At 64.9% G+C, this 20636-nt stretch carries 16 protein-coding genes and 1 pseudogene; 14 read left to right on the top strand and 3 right to left on the bottom strand.

The genetic code is table 11. From position 1 onward, the window contains the following. Positions 1–33 precede the first annotated feature (33 nt). The 6 genes from ABIE53_RS16860 (at position 34) to ABIE53_RS16835 (ending at position 5701) form a co-directional block, all read left to right on the top strand. Positions 34–696 carry a response regulator gene (locus tag ABIE53_RS16860; protein WP_006049984.1) on the top strand — a complete coding sequence of 221 codons (663 nt, stop codon included), beginning with the start codon at positions 34–36 and terminating at the stop codon, positions 694–696. Between the two features lie 4 nt (positions 697–700). Continuing rightward, entirely contained in the window at positions 701–2002 is a 1302-nt protein-coding gene (locus ABIE53_RS16855; RefSeq protein WP_006049985.1) for an ATP-binding protein, read from the top strand. Positions 2003–2153: 151 nt separating this feature from the next. Further along, a complete protein-coding gene (locus ABIE53_RS16850) occupies positions 2154–3662 on the top strand; it encodes a DegQ family serine endoprotease (protein ID WP_006049986.1) in 1509 nt (502 codons plus the stop codon). 255 nt (positions 3663–3917) lie between these two features. Then, positions 3918–4415 carry a hypothetical protein gene (locus ABIE53_RS16845; RefSeq protein ID WP_006049987.1) on the top strand — a complete coding sequence of 166 codons (498 nt, stop codon included), beginning with the start codon at positions 3918–3920 and terminating at the stop codon, positions 4413–4415. A gap of 127 nt (positions 4416–4542) precedes the next feature. After that, the gene (locus ABIE53_RS16840) at positions 4543–4935 is read left to right on the top strand and encodes a DUF427 domain-containing protein (RefSeq protein WP_006049988.1); all 393 of its coding nucleotides are present in this window, start codon (positions 4543–4545) and stop codon (positions 4933–4935) included. 31 nt (positions 4936–4966) lie between these two features. Continuing rightward, positions 4967–5701 (top strand): SRPBCC family protein, encoded by a 735-nt coding sequence (locus ABIE53_RS16835; RefSeq protein ID WP_006049989.1) that lies wholly within the window; start codon positions 4967–4969, stop codon positions 5699–5701. Between the two features lie 226 nt (positions 5702–5927). On the opposite strand, the gene ABIE53_RS16830 is transcribed toward ABIE53_RS16835, so the two are convergent. Next, positions 5928–6929 carry a helix-turn-helix domain-containing protein gene (locus ABIE53_RS16830; protein WP_006049990.1) on the bottom strand — a complete coding sequence of 334 codons (1002 nt, stop codon included), beginning with the start codon at positions 6927–6929 and terminating at the stop codon, positions 5928–5930. Positions 6930–7135: 206 nt separating this feature from the next. On the opposite strand from ABIE53_RS16830, the gene ABIE53_RS16825 reads away from it, so the two are divergent. Beyond that, complete coding sequence (locus ABIE53_RS16825; RefSeq protein WP_006049991.1) at positions 7136–7762, top strand: cysteine hydrolase family protein; 627 nt, start codon at positions 7136–7138, stop codon at positions 7760–7762. A gap of 56 nt (positions 7763–7818) precedes the next feature. Here ABIE53_RS16825 and ABIE53_RS16820 read toward each other — a convergent pair whose 3' ends face one another. Continuing rightward, entirely contained in the window at positions 7819–8457 is a 639-nt protein-coding gene (locus ABIE53_RS16820; protein WP_006049992.1) for a TetR family transcriptional regulator, read from the bottom strand. A gap of 427 nt (positions 8458–8884) precedes the next feature. Between ABIE53_RS16820 and ABIE53_RS16815 the strand changes: the two genes are divergently transcribed. The 3 genes and pseudogenes from ABIE53_RS16815 to ABIE53_RS16805 all read left to right on the top strand — a co-directional run bounded on the left by ABIE53_RS16815 (position 8885) and on the right by ABIE53_RS16805 (position 14862). Beyond that, the gene (locus ABIE53_RS16815; RefSeq protein WP_006049993.1) at positions 8885–10117 is read left to right on the top strand and encodes an efflux RND transporter periplasmic adaptor subunit; all 1233 of its coding nucleotides are present in this window, start codon (positions 8885–8887) and stop codon (positions 10115–10117) included. An 18-nt stretch (positions 10118–10135) separates the two neighbouring features. Continuing rightward, positions 10136–13330 carry an efflux RND transporter permease subunit gene (locus tag ABIE53_RS16810; protein WP_006049994.1) on the top strand — a complete coding sequence of 1065 codons (3195 nt, stop codon included), beginning with the start codon at positions 10136–10138 and terminating at the stop codon, positions 13328–13330. Between the two features lies 1 nt (position 13331). After that, positions 13332–14862 (top strand): annotated as a pseudogene (locus ABIE53_RS16805) (efflux transporter outer membrane subunit). 192 nt (positions 14863–15054) lie between these two features. Here ABIE53_RS16805 and ABIE53_RS16800 read toward each other — a convergent pair. Further along, the gene (locus ABIE53_RS16800; protein WP_006049997.1) at positions 15055–16464 is read right to left on the bottom strand and encodes a nucleobase:cation symporter-2 family protein; all 1410 of its coding nucleotides are present in this window, start codon (positions 16462–16464) and stop codon (positions 15055–15057) included. 30 nt (positions 16465–16494) lie between these two features. On the opposite strand from ABIE53_RS16800, the gene ABIE53_RS16795 reads away from it, so the two are divergent. The 4 genes from ABIE53_RS16795 (at position 16495) to fghA (ending at position 20614) form a co-directional block, all read left to right on the top strand. Continuing rightward, positions 16495–16692: a hypothetical protein gene (locus ABIE53_RS16795; RefSeq protein WP_006049998.1), complete on the top strand. Its 198-nt coding sequence runs from the start codon at positions 16495–16497 to the stop codon at positions 16690–16692. A gap of 211 nt (positions 16693–16903) precedes the next feature. Further along, positions 16904–18373 (top strand): xylulokinase, encoded by a 1470-nt coding sequence (locus ABIE53_RS16790; protein ID WP_006049999.1) that lies wholly within the window; start codon positions 16904–16906, stop codon positions 18371–18373. Between the two features lie 229 nt (positions 18374–18602). Beyond that, the gene (locus tag ABIE53_RS16785; protein WP_006050000.1) at positions 18603–19709 is read left to right on the top strand and encodes an S-(hydroxymethyl)glutathione dehydrogenase/class III alcohol dehydrogenase; all 1107 of its coding nucleotides are present in this window, start codon (positions 18603–18605) and stop codon (positions 19707–19709) included. A gap of 38 nt (positions 19710–19747) precedes the next feature. Further along, positions 19748–20614 (top strand): S-formylglutathione hydrolase, encoded by an 867-nt coding sequence (gene fghA, locus ABIE53_RS16780; RefSeq protein WP_006050001.1) that lies wholly within the window; start codon positions 19748–19750, stop codon positions 20612–20614. Positions 20615–20636 lie beyond the last annotated feature (22 nt).

Raw genomic sequence — 20636 nt, 5'->3', positions numbered from 1 at the left:
ATGCGGCATCATCGAATGTTGAGGAATGTGACCATGCGCATCTTGCTAGTCGAAGACGACCGGATGATTGCCGAAGGCGTGCGCAAGGCGCTGCGCGGCGAAGGCTTCGCGGTCGACTGGGTGGAAGACGGCGAAGCGGCGCTCAGCGCGGCGTCGAGCCAGCCCTACGATCTCGTGCTGCTCGACCTCGGCCTGCCCAAGCGCGACGGTCTCGACGTGTTGCGCACGCTGCGTGCGCGCGGCCACGCGTTGCCGGTGCTGATCGTCACCGCGCGCGATGCGGTGGCCGACCGCGTGAAGGGCCTCGACGCCGGCGCAGACGATTACCTCGTCAAGCCGTTCGATCTCGACGAACTCGGCGCGCGCATGCGGGCGCTGATTCGCCGCCAGTCGGGACGCAGCGATTCGACCATCCGCCACGGCAATCTGACGCTCGATCCCGCGTCGCATCAGGTCACGCTCGACGGCGCGCCGGTCGCGTTGTCGGCGCGCGAATTTGCCTTGCTCGAAGCGCTGCTCGCGCGGCCAGGCGCGGTGCTGTCGAAGAGCCAGCTCGAGGAAAAAATGTACGGCTGGGGCGAGGAGATCGGCAGCAATACGGTCGAGGTCTACATTCACGCGCTGCGCAAGAAACTCGGCGCGGAGCTGATCCGCAACGTGCGCGGCCTCGGCTACATGATCGCGAAGGAAGCCTGAGCCGATGCGATCCATCCGCCGTCAATTGCTGGTCTGGCTGCTTGCGCTCGTGCTGCTCGGCGTCGGCATCGCGGGCTGGCTGATCTATCGCCAGGCGCTTGCCGAAGCCAACGAACTGTTCGATTACCAGCTGGAGCAGATCGCGGCGGCGTTGCCCGCCGAACCGTTCTCGCAAGTGCTCGGCTCGCGCGATACCGGCGACGAAGGCATCGTGCTGCAAATCTGGAACCGCAACGGCGTGCTGATGTACTACTCGCGTCCGCGTGCGCCGCTCGCGCCGCGCGCCGAACTCGGCTTCTCGACCGAGCACACGGAACGCGGCGAGTGGCGCGTGTATGGCGCGATCGTCGGCGATAACGTCGTGCAGCTGGCGCAGCCGCTCTCGGTGCGCAACCGCCTTGCCGCCGACGTCGCGTTGCGCACGCTGTGGCCGCTGATCGTGCTGTTGCCGGTGCTCGGGCTCGCGGTGTGGGTCATCATCGGACGCGGGCTGCGTCCTTTGCGGCGCGTGACGAGCGCGCTCGACACGCGGCATCCCGAGGCGCTCGATCCGTTGCCCGATCAACGTCTGCCGCTCGAAGTGCAGCCGCTCGTTCGCGCGCTCAACGGGTTGTTGCAGCGGCTCGCCACCGCGCTCGATATCCAGAAGGCTTTCGTCGCCGATGCGGCGCACGAACTGCGCACGCCGCTCGCCGCCGTGCAGATTCAGGCGCAACTGGTGTCGCGTGCAAAAGACGACGCCGCGCGCGGCGAAGCGCTCGCCGATCTTCAAGCCGGCGTGACGCGCGCCACGCGCCTCGCCGAGCAACTGCTCGCGCTCGCGCGCTCGGAGCCGGACGGCCTTGCCGCGACCGATGCAATCGACTTGCGCGCGCTCCTCTCGGACTGCGTGCTCGCGTATGCGCCCCTTGCGCAGGATCGCGGCGTCGATCTCGGCATCGAGGCGAGCGAGTCGGCCACGGTGATCGGCGACCCCGAATCGCTGCGCGTGATGTTCAACAATCTCGTGGACAACGCAACCAAGTACACGCCGCGAGGCGGGCGCGTCGACGTGAGCCTGCATGTGGAAGGCGGGCATCCGGTCGTGCGTATCGCCGACAGCGGACCGGGCATCGAGCCGGCAGAACGCGAGCGCGTGTTCAACCGTTTCTACCGCGCGGGCGCCGGCGAAAATCGCGTGCGTACCGACGTGGCCGGCAGCGGATTGGGCCTCGCGATCGTGCGGCGCATCGCGACCCAGCATCAGGCGGCGATATCGCTCGACGAATCGCCGGCGGGTGGGCTCCAGGTCACAGTGCGCTTCTAGGCGACAAGGTTTCAACTTCCTTTCTAAAGAAAAGCCCCTGAAACAAGGGCTAAACTAGTCGAACGCGATCTGTCGCTGCTTAAGTCTCCTTTAAGCGATAACGCTTACGCTTCCTGACATCCAAGTTTCTTTCTCCAGTCAGGAGCACACAATGAACGCGAAAACCTTGTCCCGCAGCGCCGTCGCGGCTGCTGTCGCCGTAGCGCTTTCCGCCGGCTATGTGGCGGGCCATCGCGACGTGCCGGCGCCGCAGGTCATCACGCCGGCGCAAGCCGCGATGATGCCCGCCGAAGCCGCTGCGAAAACCGGCATTCCCGATTTCTCCGGTCTCGTCGAAACCTACGGGCCGGCCGTCGTCAACATCAGCGCGAAGCATGTCGTGAAGCGCGCGGCGCTGCGCGGCAACGGTGGCAATGGCGGCAACCAGTTGCCGATCGATCCGAGCGACCCGTTTTATCAGTTCTACAAGCACTTCTTCGGCGGCATGCCGGGCATGCAAGGCGGCGACGGCGGCGATGTGCCCGATCAGCCGAGCGCGAGCCTCGGCTCGGGCTTCATCGTCAGCAGCGACGGTTATATTCTGACCAACGCGCATGTGGTGGACGGCGCCAACGTCGTCACTGTGAAGCTCACCGACAAGCGCGAATTCAAGGCCAAGGTGGTCGGCGCCGACAAGCAGTCCGACGTGGCCGTGCTGAAGATCGATGCGGGCAATCTGCCCACGGTCAAGATCGGCGATCCGCGTCAGAGCAAGGTCGGGCAGTGGGTCGTCGCCATCGGCTCGCCGTATGGTTTCGACAATACGGTGACCTCGGGCATCATCAGCGCGAAGTCGCGTTCGCTGCCGAACGAAAACTACACGCCGTTTATCCAGACCGACGTGCCGGTGAATCCGGGCAATTCGGGCGGGCCGCTCTTTAATCTGCAGGGCGAAGTGATCGGCATCAATTCGATGATCTACTCGCAGACGGGCGGCTTCCAGGGGCTTTCGTTCGCAATCCCGATCAACGAGGCGATCAAGGTTAAGGACGACATCGTCAAGACCGGTCACGTGAGCCGTGGACGCCTCGGCGTCGCGGTGCAGGGCATGAACCAGACGCTGGCGAACTCGTTCGGCATGCAGAAGCCGCAAGGCGCGCTCGTCAGTTCCGTCGATCCGGGCGGCCCCGCCGCAAAGGCCGGCTTGCAGCCGGGCGACGTGATTCTCTCGGTGAACGGCGAGCCGGTGACGGATTCGTCGGCGCTGCCCTCGCAGATCGCCGGTCTCGCGCCTGGCAGCACGGCCGCGGTTCAAGTGTGGCGCGACAAGGGCACGAAGGATCTGAAGGTGACGATCGGCTCGTTGTCCGACAGCAAGGTCGCTTCCGACAAGGCCGATCAGCCGACGCAGTTGCAAGGGCGTCTGGGCGTCGCCGTGCGTCCGCTGACGCCGGAAGAAAAGAGCAGCGCTGCGATCTCGCACGGGCTCTTGGTGCAGCAGTCGGGCGGCGCGGCGGAAAGCGCGGGCATCCAGCCGGGCGACGTGATTCTCGCGGTCAACGGCCGGCCCGTCGCGAGCGTCGATCAGTTGAAGCAGATGGTTGCGGGCGCAGGCAATAGCATCGCGCTGCTGATCCAGCGCGACAACGCGCAGATCTTCGTGCCGGTGGACCTCGGCTGATCGACGGCGCAGGCCGAGTTCCGATCTGACGTATCGCATGAAGTAAGGCTTGCCGGTCTGTTTGCAGTTACTGCACACAGACCGGCATTTTTGTTTTCAGGGCTGAAGCCGCGAGGCGGCGCTTTGCGGCAGGGGGCGTGCACGGCGGCGGTTTGCCGGCCCGGCGAGCGGCCGCGTGGCACGCGGGTTGCGTCCATCCTTGATCCGGCCTCATCGACGGGTGCCGGACGAAGGATGTCAATAAGGAGCAAACCGATGAAAAACCAACGCACTCAGCGAAAGATCGTAGCCGCCGCGGCCAGCGTGGCGCTCACTCTCGGTCTGGTGGGCGGCGCGTACGCGCAGCAGGCGAGCGACGTAACCGGTGGCACCACCACCGACCAGACGAGCGCAGGCAACGTCAACGGCGGAGGTCTGCCGCAAATCCAGCAGCAAGGCGACGTGTCGTTCGTCTCGGGCGGCGTCGGTCTCGACGAGTCGAAGGCGCTGCAGCAGGCGCAAAGCCAGTGGCCGCTGTCGCTGCGCTTCACGGGGCCAGGCTCGGACTTTCTCGCCGACGTCCATGTGCGGATCGTCGACGCGCATAACGGCGAGGTGTTGAGCACGACGTCGCGCGGTCCGTACATGCTCGTGAAGCTGCGGCCGGGCCGCTACACGGTGCATGCGGCCTACAAGGACCGCGACCAGTCGAAGGCCCTGACGGTCCCGGCGAAGGGCACGGCGAAAGCGGCGTTCTACTGGAACACCCAGTAAACCCGAGGCTGACGGGGTATCCGCATGGACGCCGCGCAATCGTGAGAACTTTGACAGATAATGAAGCCACGGGCCTGTCCCGTGGCTTTGCTGTTTGCACGACCGCACACTTTCACGGAGCCGAGACATGAGCGATGCCTTGACACCCCACGGAAGCCGGGACAAGTCCGCCGGCGGACATGCCATCGCGATCACCGGCAACGATCACCGCGTCCGCGTGATCCACGGCGGCGTGACGATGGCCGACACGCACGCCGCGCTGACACTCAGCGAGACCGGCCTGCCCGACGTGTTCTACTTTCCGCGCGAAGACGTGAACATGGCGCGGCTCGAGCGCTCGACGCACACCACGCACTGCCCGTTCAAGGGCGACGCGTCGTACTTTCATCTGCGCACCGAAGACGGCCTGATCGAAAACGCCGTATGGAGTTACGAGACGCCGTTCGAGCAGGCGGGCCGAATCAAGGGCTATCTCGCGTTTTACTCATCGCGCGTCGACCGCATCGATCAGACGTCCTGATCGGCTGTCGCGCGTTCGTCGGGAGGCTGGGATGGAACTGAACGACGCGTTGCGGATTCCACTTGCGCCGTCCGATGTCTGGGACGCGTTGCAAGACCTCGCGCTCCTGCGCGCCAGCCTCGATAACTGCGAGTCGTTCACGCGCTTTGCGCACGGCGAATACGCGCTGACCATGACGGTTCCGCTCGGGCCGCTGCGCGCGCGTTACGAAGTTCGCGCGCACGTCGCCGGCCAGGATTCGGGCCCCGCCGATGCGGAACGCCGCACCATCAACTTCAAGGCGCGCGCCGACGGTGTCGGGTCGCTGCGCGGACAGATCGAAGTGCGGCTGCGCGCGGAAGAGGGCGCGGCGGGCGGTCGCGAGCGCGGCACGCGGATCGACTACACGATCTGGGCGACGTCGTCGGGACCGCTCGCGCAATTGCCCACGCGTCAACTCGAAAACGCGCTGCGTCAACTCGCCGACGATTTCTTCGCCGAATTCAGCGCGGTCGTGTGCGCGAAGCACGGCCAGGGTCCGAATCGCGCGCGCGGTTCGGCGGCGCGTCGCCAGCATGTGTTTTTGCGGCCGATCACGTTGGGCGGCATCGCGCGGCGCACTCGCGGTGAAGACGGCGGCGCGCTCGGCGGACGGGCGGCGAGCGTATCGCACAGCGTCTCGCATCACGAACCGACGCCGCATGCCGTGCCGAACTGGGCGTGGGCGGCGATGATTTTTCTTGTCGCGTTGTTGTTGTATGTCGCGCGGTGGATTAGTGAGCGGTGAGGGCGAATTGCGCCGCGCTGACGTTGGCGTGTGACGCGCAACCCATGACGACGACTGTCGCGCCGGCGCGACTACGAAATCGCGGTGCGTGCCTACGAAAGGACGTCGTTCCGGGCCGCGCTTGGTCTTGTCGCGCGCTCGTTGCCGGGCGGGGGTTGCTTTCTCGCTGAGCGCCTGATACGTCGCGAGCTTCGCCCATCGCGCCACTCGCATCGGCTACACAGCGTCACGCACCGCGAAACTCCCTTCGCCACGCCGACGGCGACCTGCGAAACGCGTCCGCGAAATGCTGGCGCAGCGATGCCGCCGACCCAAACCCGGCCATGCCCGCGATCGCCTCCACCGACTCATCCGTGCTCTCGAGCAACTGCTGCGCGCGCCCGAGCCGCTGCGCGAGCAGCCATGCGCCGACAGTCGTGCCCGTGGCGAGCCTGAAGCGCCGCGTGAAAGTGCGGCGGCTCATCAGCGTGCGCGCCGCGAGGCTGTCGAGCGTATGCGGCGCGTCGAGATTGCCGCGCACCCAGTCGAGCAGGCCCGACAGCCGGTCTTCGCGGATGTTCGGCGGCACTGGCTGCTGAATGTATTGCGCCTGCCCGCCTTGCCGATGCGGCGACACCACCAGCCGGCGCGCGACGAAGTTCGCCACTTCCGCGCCGCACATCTTGCGCAGCACATGCAGGCAGCAATCGAGTCCCGCCGCCGTTCCTGCCGATGTCAGCACGTTGCCGTCGTCAACATACAGCACGTCGCGGTCGAGCCTCACGCGCGGGTAGCGGCGCGCGAAGTCGTCGGCCCACGCCCAGTGCGTCGACGCCGGGCGCTCGTCGAGAATGCCGGCCGCGGCCAGCACGAACGCGCCGAGGCATAGTCCTACGAGTTGCGCGCCGCGCGCATGGGCCGCGCGCAGCGCGTCGAGCAAGGCCGCGGGCGGCGGCTCGTCGGGATCGCGCCAGCTCGGCACGATGATCGTGTGGGCTTCGGCCAGCGCTTCGAGGCCATGCGTGACGGCGATCGAGAAACCCGCGGTCGTCGTCAGCGGGCCGGTTTCGGCCGCGCACACGCGAAAATCGAAATGCGGCACGGCGCCGCTGCGGTCCTCGCCAAAAACCACGCACGGCACCGCGAGGTGAAATGGACTGATGCGGTCGAAGGCGATCACCGCGACGATGTGCGCGTGCTGTGGATCGGACGAAGCGGCCAGCGCAGCCGATGCGGCGGATGCAGCCATGAGTCGGGCACCTGGTGGAATGACAACGTCGGTGGGAAAAGCAATGGCCCGATTCTAGCGAAGATTGTCAAACGGGCCGCTGTTGTCGAAGGCGCGGTGGAGGAACAATGCGTCATCGCCGCTGCCGTTGCGGCTTGCAGCCCGGTCTTCCGCGCTCGCAGCAACGGCGGCGCGCGACCTCGATCAACATCCACAGGAGTCTTGCCATGACCAGCCCGCGCCGCGCGCTCATCGTCATCGACGTGCAGAACGAATACGTGAGCGGCGATCTGCCGATCGAATTTCCGGAGGTGCAAAGCTCGCTCGCCAACATCGGCCGCGCGATGGATGCGGCGCGCGCGGCCGGCGTGCCGGTCGTCGTCGTGCAGAATTTCGCGCCGGGCGGCTCGCCGATCTTCGCGCGCGGCAGCGACGGCGCGGAACTGCACCCGGTGGTCGCCTCGCGCGAGCACGATCACTACGTGGAAAAGTCGCTGCCGAGCGCCTTCACCGGCACGGATCTCGCCGAGTGGCTGACCGCGCGTCAGATCGACACGCTGACGGTCGCCGGCTACATGACGCACAACTGCGATGCGTCGACGATCAACCACGCGGTCCACGCCGGGCTCACGGTCGAGTTTCTGCACGATGCAACGGGCTCGGTCCCATACGAAAACAGCGCGGGCTTTGCGAGCGCAGAGGACATCCACCGGGTATTTTGCGTGGTGTTGCAGTCGCGCTTCGCGGCGGTCGCGAGCACGGACGAATGGCTTGCCGCGGTGAAAAGCGGCGTGCCGCTGGAACGCGGCAATATCTATGCGTCGAATCAGAAAGCGCGCAGCAGGAACCGCTGACAGCAGAGCCACGGACGCGGCTGAAAAGCCGCGACGAGCCCGAGCCGCCGACAGCCTTACGCCAACTTGCGCAGCGCCGGGCTCATGCGCAGCGCATCGAAGATGCCTTCGACCATGCGCTCGCCGAGCGCGGCGAAATCGGTCGCATCGGGCAGGAACAGCATGTCGCGCAACGATCCGCCGACAAACGCATGCACCATCGCCGCGGCCAGCTTCGTGTCGAGGTCCGCGGGCAATTGCCCCTTCGAGATCGCATTGCGCAAGCCGCCTTCGATCTTGACCAGCGCCTCGCGCATGTTGGTCTGATAGCGGACCATCACCGGTCCCATTTCCTCGACCAGCTCGCACTTCAGAAACAGAATGTCGAACACGCGGCGGCGGCGCGGATCGTTCGCGGTGTCGCGCACGCACACAATACAGATTTCCATCAGACGGCCGAGCGGATCGGGCTCGTTGGGGTCCAGCGACGCGGCCTTGAGTTCGTCGAGCGGCAGCAGCACCCGGTCGAACATCTCCGTGAACAGGTCGCTCTTGTGCGAGAAATGCCAATAGATGGCGCCGCGCGTGACGCCGGCCGCCTGCGCGATGTCCGCGAGCGACGTGCGCGATACGCCTTTTTCGAAAAACACTCTTTCTGCCGCGTCGAGAATGCTATTGCGCGTCTCCAGCGCTTCTTCCTTGGTTCGTCGCACCATGGTTATATGACCTGCCCTGATTGTGGGGTTTTCCCGAGCTTTTTTAAGTACGCCCGGTGACAATCCGTCTGCTCTTGAGTGTTTGCCGAAGCATTCTTGCCGGTCCCCGCCCTGCACGAGAAGCAACGCACTTTTACATTCATTCTTGAATGTATATATAATAGCACCCCACGATCGGATAGCCCAAGCCGTGACGACCAGTTAATATCCGTCACTGTTGCCTTTCAAAACGCTCTTTGCGTCGCGCCCGAACGGGCGGCGCCGTGCGGCATTTCCCGGTTTGGCGCATATCGCCCAGGTGCCTCGTAACTTCGGTACGTCTTCACGGGCTTCCGGTCGAGCGTCGCAAGACGCATGTGTGCGCTGCTGTCCCCGGGGTAGGGATGCGCGCACTTTTTCATTCTCAGTCATAGACAGAGGTCGCTCCATGCGCGTCGAACGGGTTCCATTCCGCTTAATCAGTGCCGCGACGGCTGCCATATTGCTGGCAGCATGCGGACCAAAACAATCTGCCCCGCCGCAACAGACGCCCGAAGTTGGCGTCGTCACCGTCCAGCCGACTACCGTACCTGTCGTCACCGAATTGCCCGGCCGCACCAGCGCCTTCCTGGTCGCGCAAGTGCGCGCGCGGGTCGACGGCATCGTGCTGCGCCGTGAGTTCACGGAAGGCGGTCAGGTCAAGGCGGGTCAACGTCTGTACAAGATCGATCCGGCGCCTTATATCGCCGCGCTGAATAACGCGAAGGCCTCGCTCGCCAAGGCGCAGGCCAACCTTGCGTCGACCACGGCGCAGGCCAGCCGCTTCAAAGTGCTGGTCGCCGCCAACGCGGTCAGCAAGCAGGACTACGACAACGCGGTGGCCGCGCAAGGCCAGGCCGCGGCCGACGTCGCCGCCGGCAAGGCCGCGGTCGAGACGGCGCAGATCAACCTCGGCTATACGGACGTCACCTCGCCGGTGACGGGCCAGGTCGGTGTATCGCAAGTCACGCCGGGCGCGTATGTGCAGGCGAGCGCCGCGACGTTGCTGGCCACCGTCCAGCAGCTCGACCCGGTCTACGTCGACCTGACGCAATCGAGCCTCGACGGTCTGAAGCTGCGCCGGGAAATTCAGGAAGGGCGTCTCAAGACGAACGGACCTGACGCAGCGAAGGTCTCGCTGATTCTCGAAGACGGCCGCACCTATTCGGAAAAGGGCAAGCTGCAGTTCACCGACGTCACGGTCGACCAGAGCACCGGTTCGGTCACCGTCCGCGCGATCTTCCAGAACAAGGACAAGGTGCTGCTGCCGGGCATGTTCGTGCGCGCGAAGATCGAGGAAGGCGTGAACGAGAACGCGCTCGTCGTGCCGCAGGTCGGTATCACGCATGACCAGAAGGGTCAGCCGACCGCGCTCGTCGTCGGCGAAGACAACAAGGTCGCGCTGCGTCAGCTTGTCACGTCGGGTACGTACGGTTCGAACTGGGTGGTCGAGAACGGGCTGAAGCCGGGCGACCGCGTGATCGTGCAGGGCACCGACAAGGCGAAGCCCGGCATGCAGGTCAAAGCCGTTGCCGCACAACTTCCCGCCTCGCCAGCCTCGGGCGCAGCCGCCCAGGGCGCGCCGGCCGCCAGCGGCGCTGCGCAGACGGCTCAACCCGCTTCCGCAGCATCGGGCGCGTAATAACAGGGAGCCCGCCACATGGCAAAGTTCTTTATTGATCGCCCGATTTTTGCATGGGTGATCGCCATCATCCTGATGCTCGCGGGCATTGCGTCGGTGTTTACATTGCCGATCGCGCAATACCCGACCATCGCACCGCCGGCTGTGCAGATCAGCGCAACCTATCCGGGCGCGTCGGCGAAGACGGTCGAAAACACCGTCACGCAGGTGATCGAGCAGTCGATGAGTGGTCTCGACCACTTGCTGTATCTGTCGTCCACTTCGGACGACTCGGGTACGGCAACCATCACGCTGACGTTCGCGGCCGGCACCAATCCTGACATCGCGCAGGTGCAGGTGCAGAACAAGCTGCAGCTCGCCACGCCGCTGTTGCCACAAGCCGTGCAGCAGCTCGGCACGAAGGTCACGAAGTCGAGCAGCAGTTTCTTGCTGGTCATGGCGTTCGTGTCCGAAGACGGCAGCATGAACAAGTACGACCTCGCGAACTACGTGGCGTCGAACGTGCAGGACCCGGTCAGCCGTATCGACGGCGTGGGCACGGTCACGCTGTTCGGCTCGCAGTACGCGATGCGCATCTGGCTCGACGCGAACAAGCTCACCAACTTCGGCCTCACGCCGGTGGATGTGCAGAGCGCGTTGCAGGCGCAGAACGTTCAGGTCGCGGGCGGCTCGCTCGGCGGCACGCCGTCGGTGCCGGGGCAGGTGTTGCAGGCGACCATCACGGAAGCCACGCTGCTTAATACGCCGGAACAGTTCAGCAACATTCTGCTGAAGGTGAATCCGGACGGCTCGCAAGTCCGCATCAAGGACGTGGGGCGTGTTGAGCTGGGCGGCGAGAACTACAACTTCGACACGAAGTACAACGGTCAGCCGACCGCGGGCTTCGGTATTCAGCTCGCCACGGGCGCGAATGCGCTGGCTACCGCGAAGGCGGTGCGCGCGAAGGTCGACGAGTTGTCGAAGTACTTCCCGCACGGTCTCGTCGTGAAGTACCCGTACGACACCACACCGTTCGTGCGTCTGTCGATCGAGGAAGTGGTCAAGACGCTGCTCGAAGGTATCGTGCTGGTGTTCCTGGTGATGTACCTGTTCCTGCAGAACCTGCGCGCCACGTTGATCCCGACGATCGCCGTGCCGGTGGTGCTGCTGGGCACGTTCGCGGTCATGAGCGTGGTGGGCTTCTCCATCAATACGCTGTCGATGTTCGGTCTCGTGCTGGCCATTGGCCTCCTGGTGGACGACGCGATCGTGGTGGTGGAAAACGTCGAGCGGGTGATGGCGGAAGAGGGCTTATCGCCTCGCGACGCGACCCGCAAGGCGATGGACCAGATTACCGGCGCGCTCGTCGGCGTGGCGCTCGTGCTGTCGGCGGTGTTCGTGCCGGTGGCGTTCTCGGGCGGCTCGGTCGGCGCGATTTACCGGCAGTTCTCGCTGACGATCGTGGCGGCGATGGTGCTGTCCGTGCTGGTCGCGCTGATTCTCACGCCGGCCTTGTGCGCGACGATTCTCAAGCCGATTCCGCAAGGTCATCACGAAGAGAAGAAGGGCTTCTTCGGCTGGTTCAACCGCACCTTCAACAAGAGCCGCGACAAGTATCACTCGGGCGTGCACCACGTGATCAAGCGCTCGGGCCGCTGGCTCATCATCTATATGGTGGTGATCTTCGCGGTCGGTCTGCTGTTCGTGAAATTGCCGAAGTCGTTCCTGCCTGACGAAGACCAGGGCACGATGTTCGTGCTCGTGCAAACGCCGTCCGGCTCGACGCAGGAAACCACGGCGCGCGCGTTGAAGGACGTGTCGGACTACCTGCTCAACGGCGAGAAGGCGATTGTCGAATCGACCTTCACGGTGAACGGCTTCAGCTTCGCGGGCCGCGGTCAGAACGCGGGTCTCGTGTTCGTGCGGATGAAGGACTACGCGCAGCGTCAGCATGCGGACGAAAAGGTGCAGGCGCTGGTGGGCCGTCTTTTCATGCACTTCGGCAGCTATAAGGGCGCGCTGGTGTATCCGGTGAATCCGCCGTCGATTCCGGAACTCGGCACGGCCGCGGGCTTCGACTTTGAGCTGCAGGACCGCGCGGGTGTCGGTCACGCCAAGCTGATGGAAGCGCGCAACATGCTGCTCGGCATGGCCGCGCAAGATCCGACGCTGGCTCAGGTTCGTCCGAACGGGTTGAACGATACGCCGCAGTTCAAGGTGAATATCGACCACGAAAAGGCGGCGGCGCTCGGCGTGTCGTTGTCGGCGATCGACCAGACGTTCTCGATCGCGTGGGCGTCGCAGTACGTCAACAACTTCCTCGATACCGACGGCCGGATCAAGAAGGTCTACATGCAGGGCGATGCCCAGTTCCGCATGAAGCCCGAAGACCTGAACGCCTGGTACGTGCGCAACACGGGCGGCGGCATGGTGCCGTTCTCGTCGTTCGCAAGCGGGGAGTGGACTTACGGTTCGCCGAAGCTCGAGCGCTACAACGGTATTTCCGCGGTGGAAATCCAGGGCGCGGCGGCGGCGGGCAAGTCGACCGGTCAGGCAATGACCGCGATGGAAGCGCTCGTGGCGAAGCTGCCCGCGGGTATCGGCTACGAGTGGACGGGTCTGTCGCTGCAGGAGCGTCAGTCCGGTTCGCAGGCGCCGATCCTCTACGGCATCTCGATCCTCGTCGTGTTCCTGTGTCTCGCGGCGCTGTATGAAAGCTGGTCGATCCCGTTCTCGGTGATCATGGTGGTGCCGCTCGGCGTGATCGGCGCACTGCTGGCCGCGACGCTGCGCGGGCTCGAAAACGACGTGTTCTTCCAGGTCGGTCTGCTGACCACGGTGGGGCTGTCGGCGAAGAACGCGATTCTGATCGTGGAATTCGCGCGCGAGTTGCAGCAGAGCGAAGGCATGGGCCCGATCGAGGCCGCGCTGGAAGCGGCGCGTCTGCGGCTGCGCCCGATTCTGATGACCTCGCTCGCGTTCATTCTCGGCGTGATGCCGCTCGCGATCAGCAACGGCGCCGGCTCGGCGAGCCAGCACGCAATCGGTACGGGCGTGATCGGCGGCATGTTGACGGCGACCTTCCTCGCGATTTTCATGATCCCGATGTTCTTCGTCGTGATTCGCGCGAAGTTCGGCGGCGAGACGGAAGACCCGGATGTGGCGCTTGCACACTACAACCAGCACCATCCGCATGATCCGGACAGCAATGCCTCGGGCAAGGACGGACATTGAGATGCAAAAACACTCTTTGATTGCAGTAGCGGTCGCGCTGTTCGCCGCTGGTTGCACGATGGCGCCGAAGTACGAGCGCCCCGCCGCGCCGGTGACGAGCAACTTCCCGACCGGCGGCGTGTACGAAACGCAGCCGGGCGCGACTCAACCGGGCCAGTCGGGCGCGCGCAGCGCGAACGGCGTGGCCGCGGCGGACATCGGCTGGCGCGATTTCTTCGTCGATCCGCGCATGCAGCGGCTGATCGACATCGCGCTGAAGAACAACCGCGATTTGCGCGTGTCGGTGCTGAACATGCAGGCGTCGCAGGCGCAGTTCCGCATCGTTCGCGCGGGCCTGTTCCCGACGCTCGACGCCGCGGCTTCGCAAAGCAAATCGCGCACGCCGGAGAATCTGTCGGTGGGCCGGCAGGACGATTAGCAACTCGTATTCGGTCGGTCTGAACGCTTCGTGGGAAATCGACTTCTTCGGTCGCATTCAGAGCTTGAAGGATCAGGCGTTGGCGCAGTACCTGGCCACCGCGCAGGCGCGCAAGGCGGCTGAAATCGCGCTGGTTTCGCAGGTCGCGAATCAGTACCTGACGGTGCTCGAACTCGACGATCTGCTGAAAGTCACGCAAGGCACGCTGAAGACCGCCGAGGAGTCGTACCGCATCACGAAGCTGCAGTTCGACAACGGCACGGGCTCGGAACTCGATCTGCGCCAGGCGCAGACCGTGGTCGAGCAAGCGGGCGCGAACCTGCAGGCGCAGGAGCGCTTGCGCGCACAGGCCGAGAATGCGCTCGTGCTGCTGCTCGGCGAGCCGCTGCCGGCTGATCTGCCGCCGGGCCTCACGCTCAGCGACCAGAATCTGCTGACGGACATTCCGGCGGGCTTGCCGTCCGATCTGCTGACGCGTCGTCCGGACATCATGGAGGCCGAGGAGAATCTGCTCGCGGCCAACGCGAATATCGGCGCGGCACGGGCGGCGTTCTTCCCGAGGGTCTCGCTCACGGGCAGCTTCGGCACGCTGAGCCCGACGCTCGGCGGATTGTTCAAGCCGGGTTCGGCCGCGTGGAGTTTTGCGCCGTCCATCACGTTGCCGATTTTCGAAGGCGGCCAGAACAAGGCCAACCTCGACCTCGCCAACATCCAGAAGAACGCGCAAATCGCCACGTACGAAAAAGCGATCCAGACGGCCTTCCGCGAAGTGGCGGACGGGCTCGCCGCGCGGGGCACGTACGATCAGCAGATCCGGTCGCTCGAGCGCAATGCGTTTGCAGAACAGCGCCGGCTGGATCTGTCGACTCTGCGTTATACGAACGGCGTCGATAGTTATCTGTCGGTGCTGACCGCGCAGACCGATCTGTATTCGGCGCAGCAGTCGTTGATCACCGCGCGCATGCAGCGCCTGCAGAACCTGGTCACGCTGTACCAGGCGCTCGGCGGCGGGTGGATCGAGCATAACGGCGATCAGCCGCGTCCGCCCGATGTCCCGGTCGACTACGGCGCGGCCAGCGCGCCGGCGGCGGCTTCCGCTGCTACCGCGGGCTGAGCGTTGCGGTAATCGACGCTTGAAAAGCACAACGCCACGGCATGCCGTGGCGTTGTTTTTTTATGGCGGTTCTCTGACAGACAGCGGCTCGCCTAGCTAGCGTGGCTTCGCGACTGAGCGGCGCTCGGCGCTTCGCCGCCATAAGCCGCGAAGCCATAAGCCTCGGAGCCATAAACCGCAGAGCCACGAGCCTCAATGCAAATCCGCCGCCCGCAGCATTTCATCGCGCGGCGGCTCCTTGCCGCCGCGTCCGTCGAAATCATGGCCGGCCGCACGGATTTCGCACTGCGCCTTCTTCTCGCTTTTTACGCCGTTAAAAATCAGATTCAGCACGACCGCGGACACCGAAGCCAGCAGAATCCCGCTGTGCAGAAGCGGCGACAGCGCAGCCGGCAGCCTCGCGAAGAAGTGCGGCGACACCACCGGCACGAGCCCGAGGCCGACACTCACCGCGACGATGAACAGGTTGTGGTGATTCTTCACGAAGTCCACCTTCGACAGCACCTTGATGCCGTTGGCCGCGACCATGCCGAACATCACGATGCCCGCGCCGCCGAGCACGAAAGCCGGCACGGAGGCGACCACTTGCGCCATCTTCGGAAAGAGGCCGAGCATGACGAGAATCACGCCGCCCATCGCGCAGACGAAGCGGCTTTTCACGCCCGTCACGCCGATCAAGCCGACGTTCTGCGAGAACGACGTATGCGGAAACGAGTTGAAGATGCCGCCGATCAGCGTGCCGAGTCCATCCACGCGCAGGCCGCGCACCAGCGTTTTCTGATCGACCGGCCGGTCGACCATGTCGCCGACCGCGAGGAACATGCCGGTCGATTCGATGAAGGTGACGAACATCACGGTCACCATCGTCGCGATGGAAAGCGGATTGAAGTGCGGCAGGCCGAAGTGGAACGGCATCACGAAGCCGACCCACGGCGCATGCGTGACACCGTCCATATCGACGCGGCCGAGCGCGAGCGCGATCGCAAAGCCCGCGACGATGCCGAGCAGCACCGAGATGTTGGCGACAAAACCCTTTGCAAACTTGTTGATGAGCAGGATCAGCATCAGCACGATCAGCGACAGGCCGAGGTACACCGGATTGCCGTAGTCGGGATTGCCGACGCCGCCCGCTGCCCAATTGATGCCGACGCCCATCAGCGAGAGGCCGATCACCGAAATCACCACGCCGATCACGACCGGCGGGAAGAAGCGCAGCAGCTTGCCGACGGCCGGCGCGAGCAGAATGCCGATCACGCCAGCGGCGATGGTCGAGCCGAAGATGTCGAGAATGCCGAGCGAGGGGTTCGTGCCGATCGCGACCATCGGGCCGACCGCGGCGAACGTGCAGCCCATGATGACCGGCAGGCGGATGCCGAAGATCCACAAGCCGAGCGTCTGGATCAGGGTGGCTATGCCGCAGGAGAACAGATCGGCGCTGATCAGGAACGCGATCTGGTCTTTCGGCAGCTTGAGCGCCGCGCCGACGATCAGCGGCACGGCGACGGCGCCGGCGTACATCACCAGGACGTGCTGGATGCCGAGGGTGAGCAACTGGCCTGCGGGCAGCCGCTCGTCGCACGGGTGAACCGTGTTCGATTGCATAACGTCTCTCTCCACCGTCTGAGTTTTGGGATGGACTCCAAGGTATCGGGGACGAAAAAGCGCAACAAGACCGCTGGCGCCTATTCCGGCATTCCCGGTCACGATATGGGTAGCGCGGCTTTCACGCTTCAGATCGCGGCGAAGAGCGGTTTCATTGGCGGTCAGCCCCGTGTGGCGGCGCTGCGTGCGCGCTCGCGCCGCGTGCCCGAGCTGCTGCGATATATGTGAGAATCGATGACGTGTATCCGGCCGCGCGCATAGTCGTATTTTGGCGCGGCTCGCCGCGGGGCGGGGTTAACCCGCGATTTGCCGACTTTTCAGCTCGCGGCCACGCGGCCAGGTGGCCACGCAAAGCGCGCGTGCGGCGGGCAATACCAGGCGACTTGCCGCATCTCCAGCGCGCGCTTCTTCGCGCCTCAACCGACCACATTGACCCCTCATGAGTTTTCTCGGCATCGACCTCGGCACCGGTTCCCTCAAAGTCGCAATCGTCGATGAAGACGGTCATGAGCAGGCGGTCGCAAGCGTCGCTTATGCGCTCGAGACGCCGCATGCCGGCTGGGCGGAAACGTCGGTGCAAACATGGTGGCGCGCGCTCACCGAAGCCGCGGCGCGCTTGCCCGAAGCGCTGCGCCGCGAGGTCAAGGCGATCGGCTTGTCGGGGCAGATGCACGGCGTCGTGTTGATCGACGAAACAGGCAATGCCGTGCGGCCCGCGATGCTGTGGCCCGACACGCGCGCGCTTTCCCTGCTCGACGCGTGGCCCGAGCCGCAGCCGAATCCGGTCGCGCCGGGCATGGCCGGTCCGTTGCTGCGCTGGATCGTGCGGCACGAACCGGAGTCGGCGCGCCGCACGCGTTGGGCGCTGCAGCCGAAAGACTGGCTGCGCGTGGCGCTGGGCGGCGCGGTCGCGACCGATCCTTCCGACGCGTGCGCGACCGCGCTCGCCGATCCTGACGGCGCGTGGGACACAGCGCTGCTTGAGCGCCTCGGTATTCCGCATGAATGGTTCGCGCCTGTGGGGCCGTCGTATGCCGCTGCCGGCGTGCTCTCGCCGGATGCTGCGCAGGCGTTGGGACTGCGCGCGGGTATCGTGCTCGCGACAGGCGCCGCCGACACGCCCTGCGCCGCGCTCGGCAGCGGCCTTGCTCGCGACGGCGACGCGCTGCTGACCACCGGCACTGGCGGCCAGATCGTCGTGCTCGCCGAGCATGAGCCTGCCGCGGTCAGAGGCTTGCATCGTTATCGGGCGGCGAGCGATCACTGGTATCGGATGGCCGCGATGCAAAACGTCGGCATCGCGCTGGAACGCGCTCGCGGATGGCTGTCGTATGAATGGGCCGATGCTTATAACGAGGCGTTTGGCGATTGTGTCAGCCTGAGCCCTGAGGGCAACGCGCACGCGAACAACGTCGCGCCTGGTGCACCGCTCACCTTCCTCCCCTACCTCACAGGCGAGCGCACGCCCTGGCTCAACGCATCGGCGCGGGGCGGCTGGCTCGGACTTGCGCTCGATCACACGCGCGGCGCGATGATGCGCGCGGCATTCGAAGGCGTCGCCTTTTCGCTGCGAGCAGGGCTCGATGCGATTCGCGCGAGCGGCGCAACGGTGACGGCGTCGAAGCTCGCAGGAGGCGGTTCCGTCGATGCGCGCTGGCGGCAGTTGCTCGCCGATGCGCTGAACGCCGAACTGCATGCGGTCGATTGCCCGAATGCGGCGCCGCGCGGCGCGGCGATTCTCGGCGGCATCGCGAGCGGTTACTGGCATGTGCACGATCTCGCCGCGCTCGCGCCGGGCGCGACGCACGTGGCGAGCCCGCGAGGCGATCGCGCGCTTGCCGATCGCTATGCGCGTTTTCTCGATCTGTATGGCCGCGTCGAGACATGGTTCGACGCACCGACGCCTTAAGGACAAAGCCGCGATGTCACGTGCTGACAATGCCGTGACGCACTTTGCAATACCATGACGCTTTTCATGCGTTAGCCTGTAGCTCGCGCAGCACGGCATCGACCGTAGCCTTCCCGGACATTCGCGCGCCTTAACGCACTGCAAACGCACTGCAAACGCACTGCCAACGCACTGCCGCACTAGACGGCGCGACGTTCAACGCATTCACCGACTCACAGGAGCATTCACGATGAAGACCAAAGCAGCAATCGCATGGAAAGCCGGCGCACCGTTGACGATCGAGGAAGTCGATCTCGAAGGCCCGCGCGCCGGCGAAGTCCTGATCGAAGTGAAAGCGACCGGCATCTGCCACACCGACTATTACACGCTCTCGGGCGCGGACCCCGAAGGCATCTTCCCGGCGATTCTCGGCCACGAAGGCGCGGGCGTGATCGTCGATACCGGTCCGGGCGTCGGCACGCTGAAGAAGGGCGATCACGTCATTCCGCTTTACACGCCGGAATGCCGTCAGTGCAAGTTCTGTCTGTCGCGCAAGACGAATCTTTGTCAGGCGATCCGCGCGACGCAAGGCAAGGGTTTGATGCCCGATGCGACCTCACGCTTTTCGCTCGACGGCAAGCCTCTGTTTCACTACATGGGCACGTCTACGTTTTCGAACTACATCGTCGTGCCTGAAATCGCGGTCGCGAAGGTGCGTGAAGACGCGCCGTTCGACAAGATCTGCTACATCGGCTGCGGCGTGACGACCGGCGTCGGCGCGGTCGTGTATTCGGCGAAGGTGGAAGCGGGCGCGAACGTCGTCGTGTTCGGCCTCGGCGGCATCGGGCTCAATGTGATTCAGGGCGCCAAAATGGTAGGCGCGGACAAGATCATCGGCGTGGACATCAATCCGGGCCGCGTCGAACTGGCGAAGAAGTTCGGCATGACGCACTTCATCAACCCGAACGACGTCGAGAACGTGGTCGATCACATCGTGCAGCTCACCGATGGCGGCGCGGACTATTCATTCGAGTGCGTCGGCAATGTGAAGCTGATGCGTCAGGCGCTCGAATGCACGCATAAGGGCTGGGGTCAGTCGTTCATCATCGGCGTGGCGGCGGCGGGCGAGGAGATCAGCACGCGTCCGTTCCAGCTCGTCACGGGCCGCGAGTGGAAAGGCTCCGCATTCGGCGGCGCGCGCGGTCGCACGGACGTGCCGAAGATCGTCGACTGGTACATGGAAGGCAAGATCAATATCGACGATCTCATCACGCACCGTCTGCCGCTCGAGCGCATCAACGAAGGCTTCGATCTGATGAAGAAGGGCGAATCGATCCGCTCGGTCGTGCTGTACTAACGCGGCTTATTCAGAGCGCTTGAACAAGGAGCAAGACGATGCTTGAGCTATTGTCGTCGCACGCCTGTCATGGCGGCGAGCAGCGTTTTTACCGCCACGAGTCGCATACCATCGGCCTGCCGATGCGCTTTTCGGTGTACTTGCCGCCGCAGGCGTTGCAAGCGTCGCAGGCAAATGCAAACGCGAAGGTGCCCGCGCTGTTTTATCTCGCAGGCCTCACTTGCACCGAAGAGACCTTCGCGATCAAGGCGGGCGCGCAGCGCTTCGCGGCGCAACACGGCGTGGCGCTTGTCGCGCCGGACACGAGTCCGCGCGGCGCGGGCATTCCGGGCGAGAGCGCGGCGTGGGACTTCGGTGTGGGCGCGGGCTTTTACGTCGATGCGACACAGGAGCCGTGGGCGCGGCACTATCGGATGTACTCGTATGTGCGCGACGAGCTTCGCGAGACGGTGTTGAACGAACTGCCCGTCGACGCTTCGCGGCTCGGCATCTTCGGTCATTCAATGGGCGGCCACGGCGCGCTGATGCTGGCGCTGCGCAATCCGGACATCTATCGCTCGGTGTCGGCGTTCGCGCCGATTGCCGCGCCCACGCGCTGCCCGTGGGGCGAAAAAGCGTTCACCGGCTATCTCGGCGACGACCGCGAGGCGTGGAAGGAGTACGACGCGAGCGAACTCGTGGCGCGCGCATCGAGCAAGTTTGCGGAGGGCATTCTGCTCGATCAGGGACTCGCCGATCAGTTTCTCGCCGAGCAGTTGTACCCGGACGTGTTCGAGGCAGCGTGCCGTGACGCGGGCCAGCCGCTGACGTTGCGCCGTCATGCGGGCTACGACCACGGCTATTACTTCATCTCGACGTTCATCGAGGATCACATCGCGCATCACGCGAAGGTGCTGCTCGGCTGACTTTAGTCGTGCAGGCAGATGG

It is taken from the genome of Paraburkholderia sp. OAS925 (assembly GCF_040543975.1).
In the GTDB taxonomy this organism is placed as follows: Bacteria; Pseudomonadota; Gammaproteobacteria; order Burkholderiales; family Burkholderiaceae; genus Paraburkholderia; species Paraburkholderia graminis.
This window is presented reverse-complemented; position numbering and strand designations above follow the sequence as displayed.

Excerpts from the sequence above, each read along its gene's own strand:
- ABIE53_RS16860 (WP_006049984.1), top strand. The coding sequence starts at position 34 with ATGCGCATCTTGCTAGTCGAAGACGACCGGATGATTGCCGAAGGCGTG.
- ABIE53_RS16855 (WP_006049985.1), top strand. The coding sequence starts at position 701 with ATGCGATCCATCCGCCGTCAATTGCTGGTCTGGCTGCTTGCGCTCGTG.
- ABIE53_RS16850 (WP_006049986.1), top strand. The coding sequence starts at position 2,154 with ATGAACGCGAAAACCTTGTCCCGCAGCGCCGTCGCGGCTGCTGTCGCC.
- ABIE53_RS16845 (WP_006049987.1), top strand. The coding sequence starts at position 3,918 with ATGAAAAACCAACGCACTCAGCGAAAGATCGTAGCCGCCGCGGCCAGC.
- ABIE53_RS16840 (WP_006049988.1), top strand. The coding sequence starts at position 4,543 with ATGAGCGATGCCTTGACACCCCACGGAAGCCGGGACAAGTCCGCCGGC.
- ABIE53_RS16835 (WP_006049989.1), top strand. The coding sequence starts at position 4,967 with ATGGAACTGAACGACGCGTTGCGGATTCCACTTGCGCCGTCCGATGTC.
- ABIE53_RS16830 (WP_006049990.1), bottom strand. The coding sequence starts at position 6,929 with ATGGCTGCATCCGCCGCATCGGCTGCGCTGGCCGCTTCGTCCGATCCA.
- ABIE53_RS16825 (WP_006049991.1), top strand. The coding sequence starts at position 7,136 with ATGACCAGCCCGCGCCGCGCGCTCATCGTCATCGACGTGCAGAACGAA.
- ABIE53_RS16820 (WP_006049992.1), bottom strand. The coding sequence starts at position 8,457 with ATGGTGCGACGAACCAAGGAAGAAGCGCTGGAGACGCGCAATAGCATT.
- ABIE53_RS16815 (WP_006049993.1), top strand. The coding sequence starts at position 8,885 with ATGCGCGTCGAACGGGTTCCATTCCGCTTAATCAGTGCCGCGACGGCT.
- ABIE53_RS16810 (WP_006049994.1), top strand. The coding sequence starts at position 10,136 with ATGGCAAAGTTCTTTATTGATCGCCCGATTTTTGCATGGGTGATCGCC.
- ABIE53_RS16800 (WP_006049997.1), bottom strand. The coding sequence starts at position 16,464 with ATGCAATCGAACACGGTTCACCCGTGCGACGAGCGGCTGCCCGCAGGC.
- ABIE53_RS16795 (WP_006049998.1), top strand. The coding sequence starts at position 16,495 with ATGGACTCCAAGGTATCGGGGACGAAAAAGCGCAACAAGACCGCTGGC.
- ABIE53_RS16790 (WP_006049999.1), top strand. The coding sequence starts at position 16,904 with ATGAGTTTTCTCGGCATCGACCTCGGCACCGGTTCCCTCAAAGTCGCA.
- ABIE53_RS16785 (WP_006050000.1), top strand. The coding sequence starts at position 18,603 with ATGAAGACCAAAGCAGCAATCGCATGGAAAGCCGGCGCACCGTTGACG.
- fghA (WP_006050001.1), top strand. The coding sequence starts at position 19,748 with ATGCTTGAGCTATTGTCGTCGCACGCCTGTCATGGCGGCGAGCAGCGT.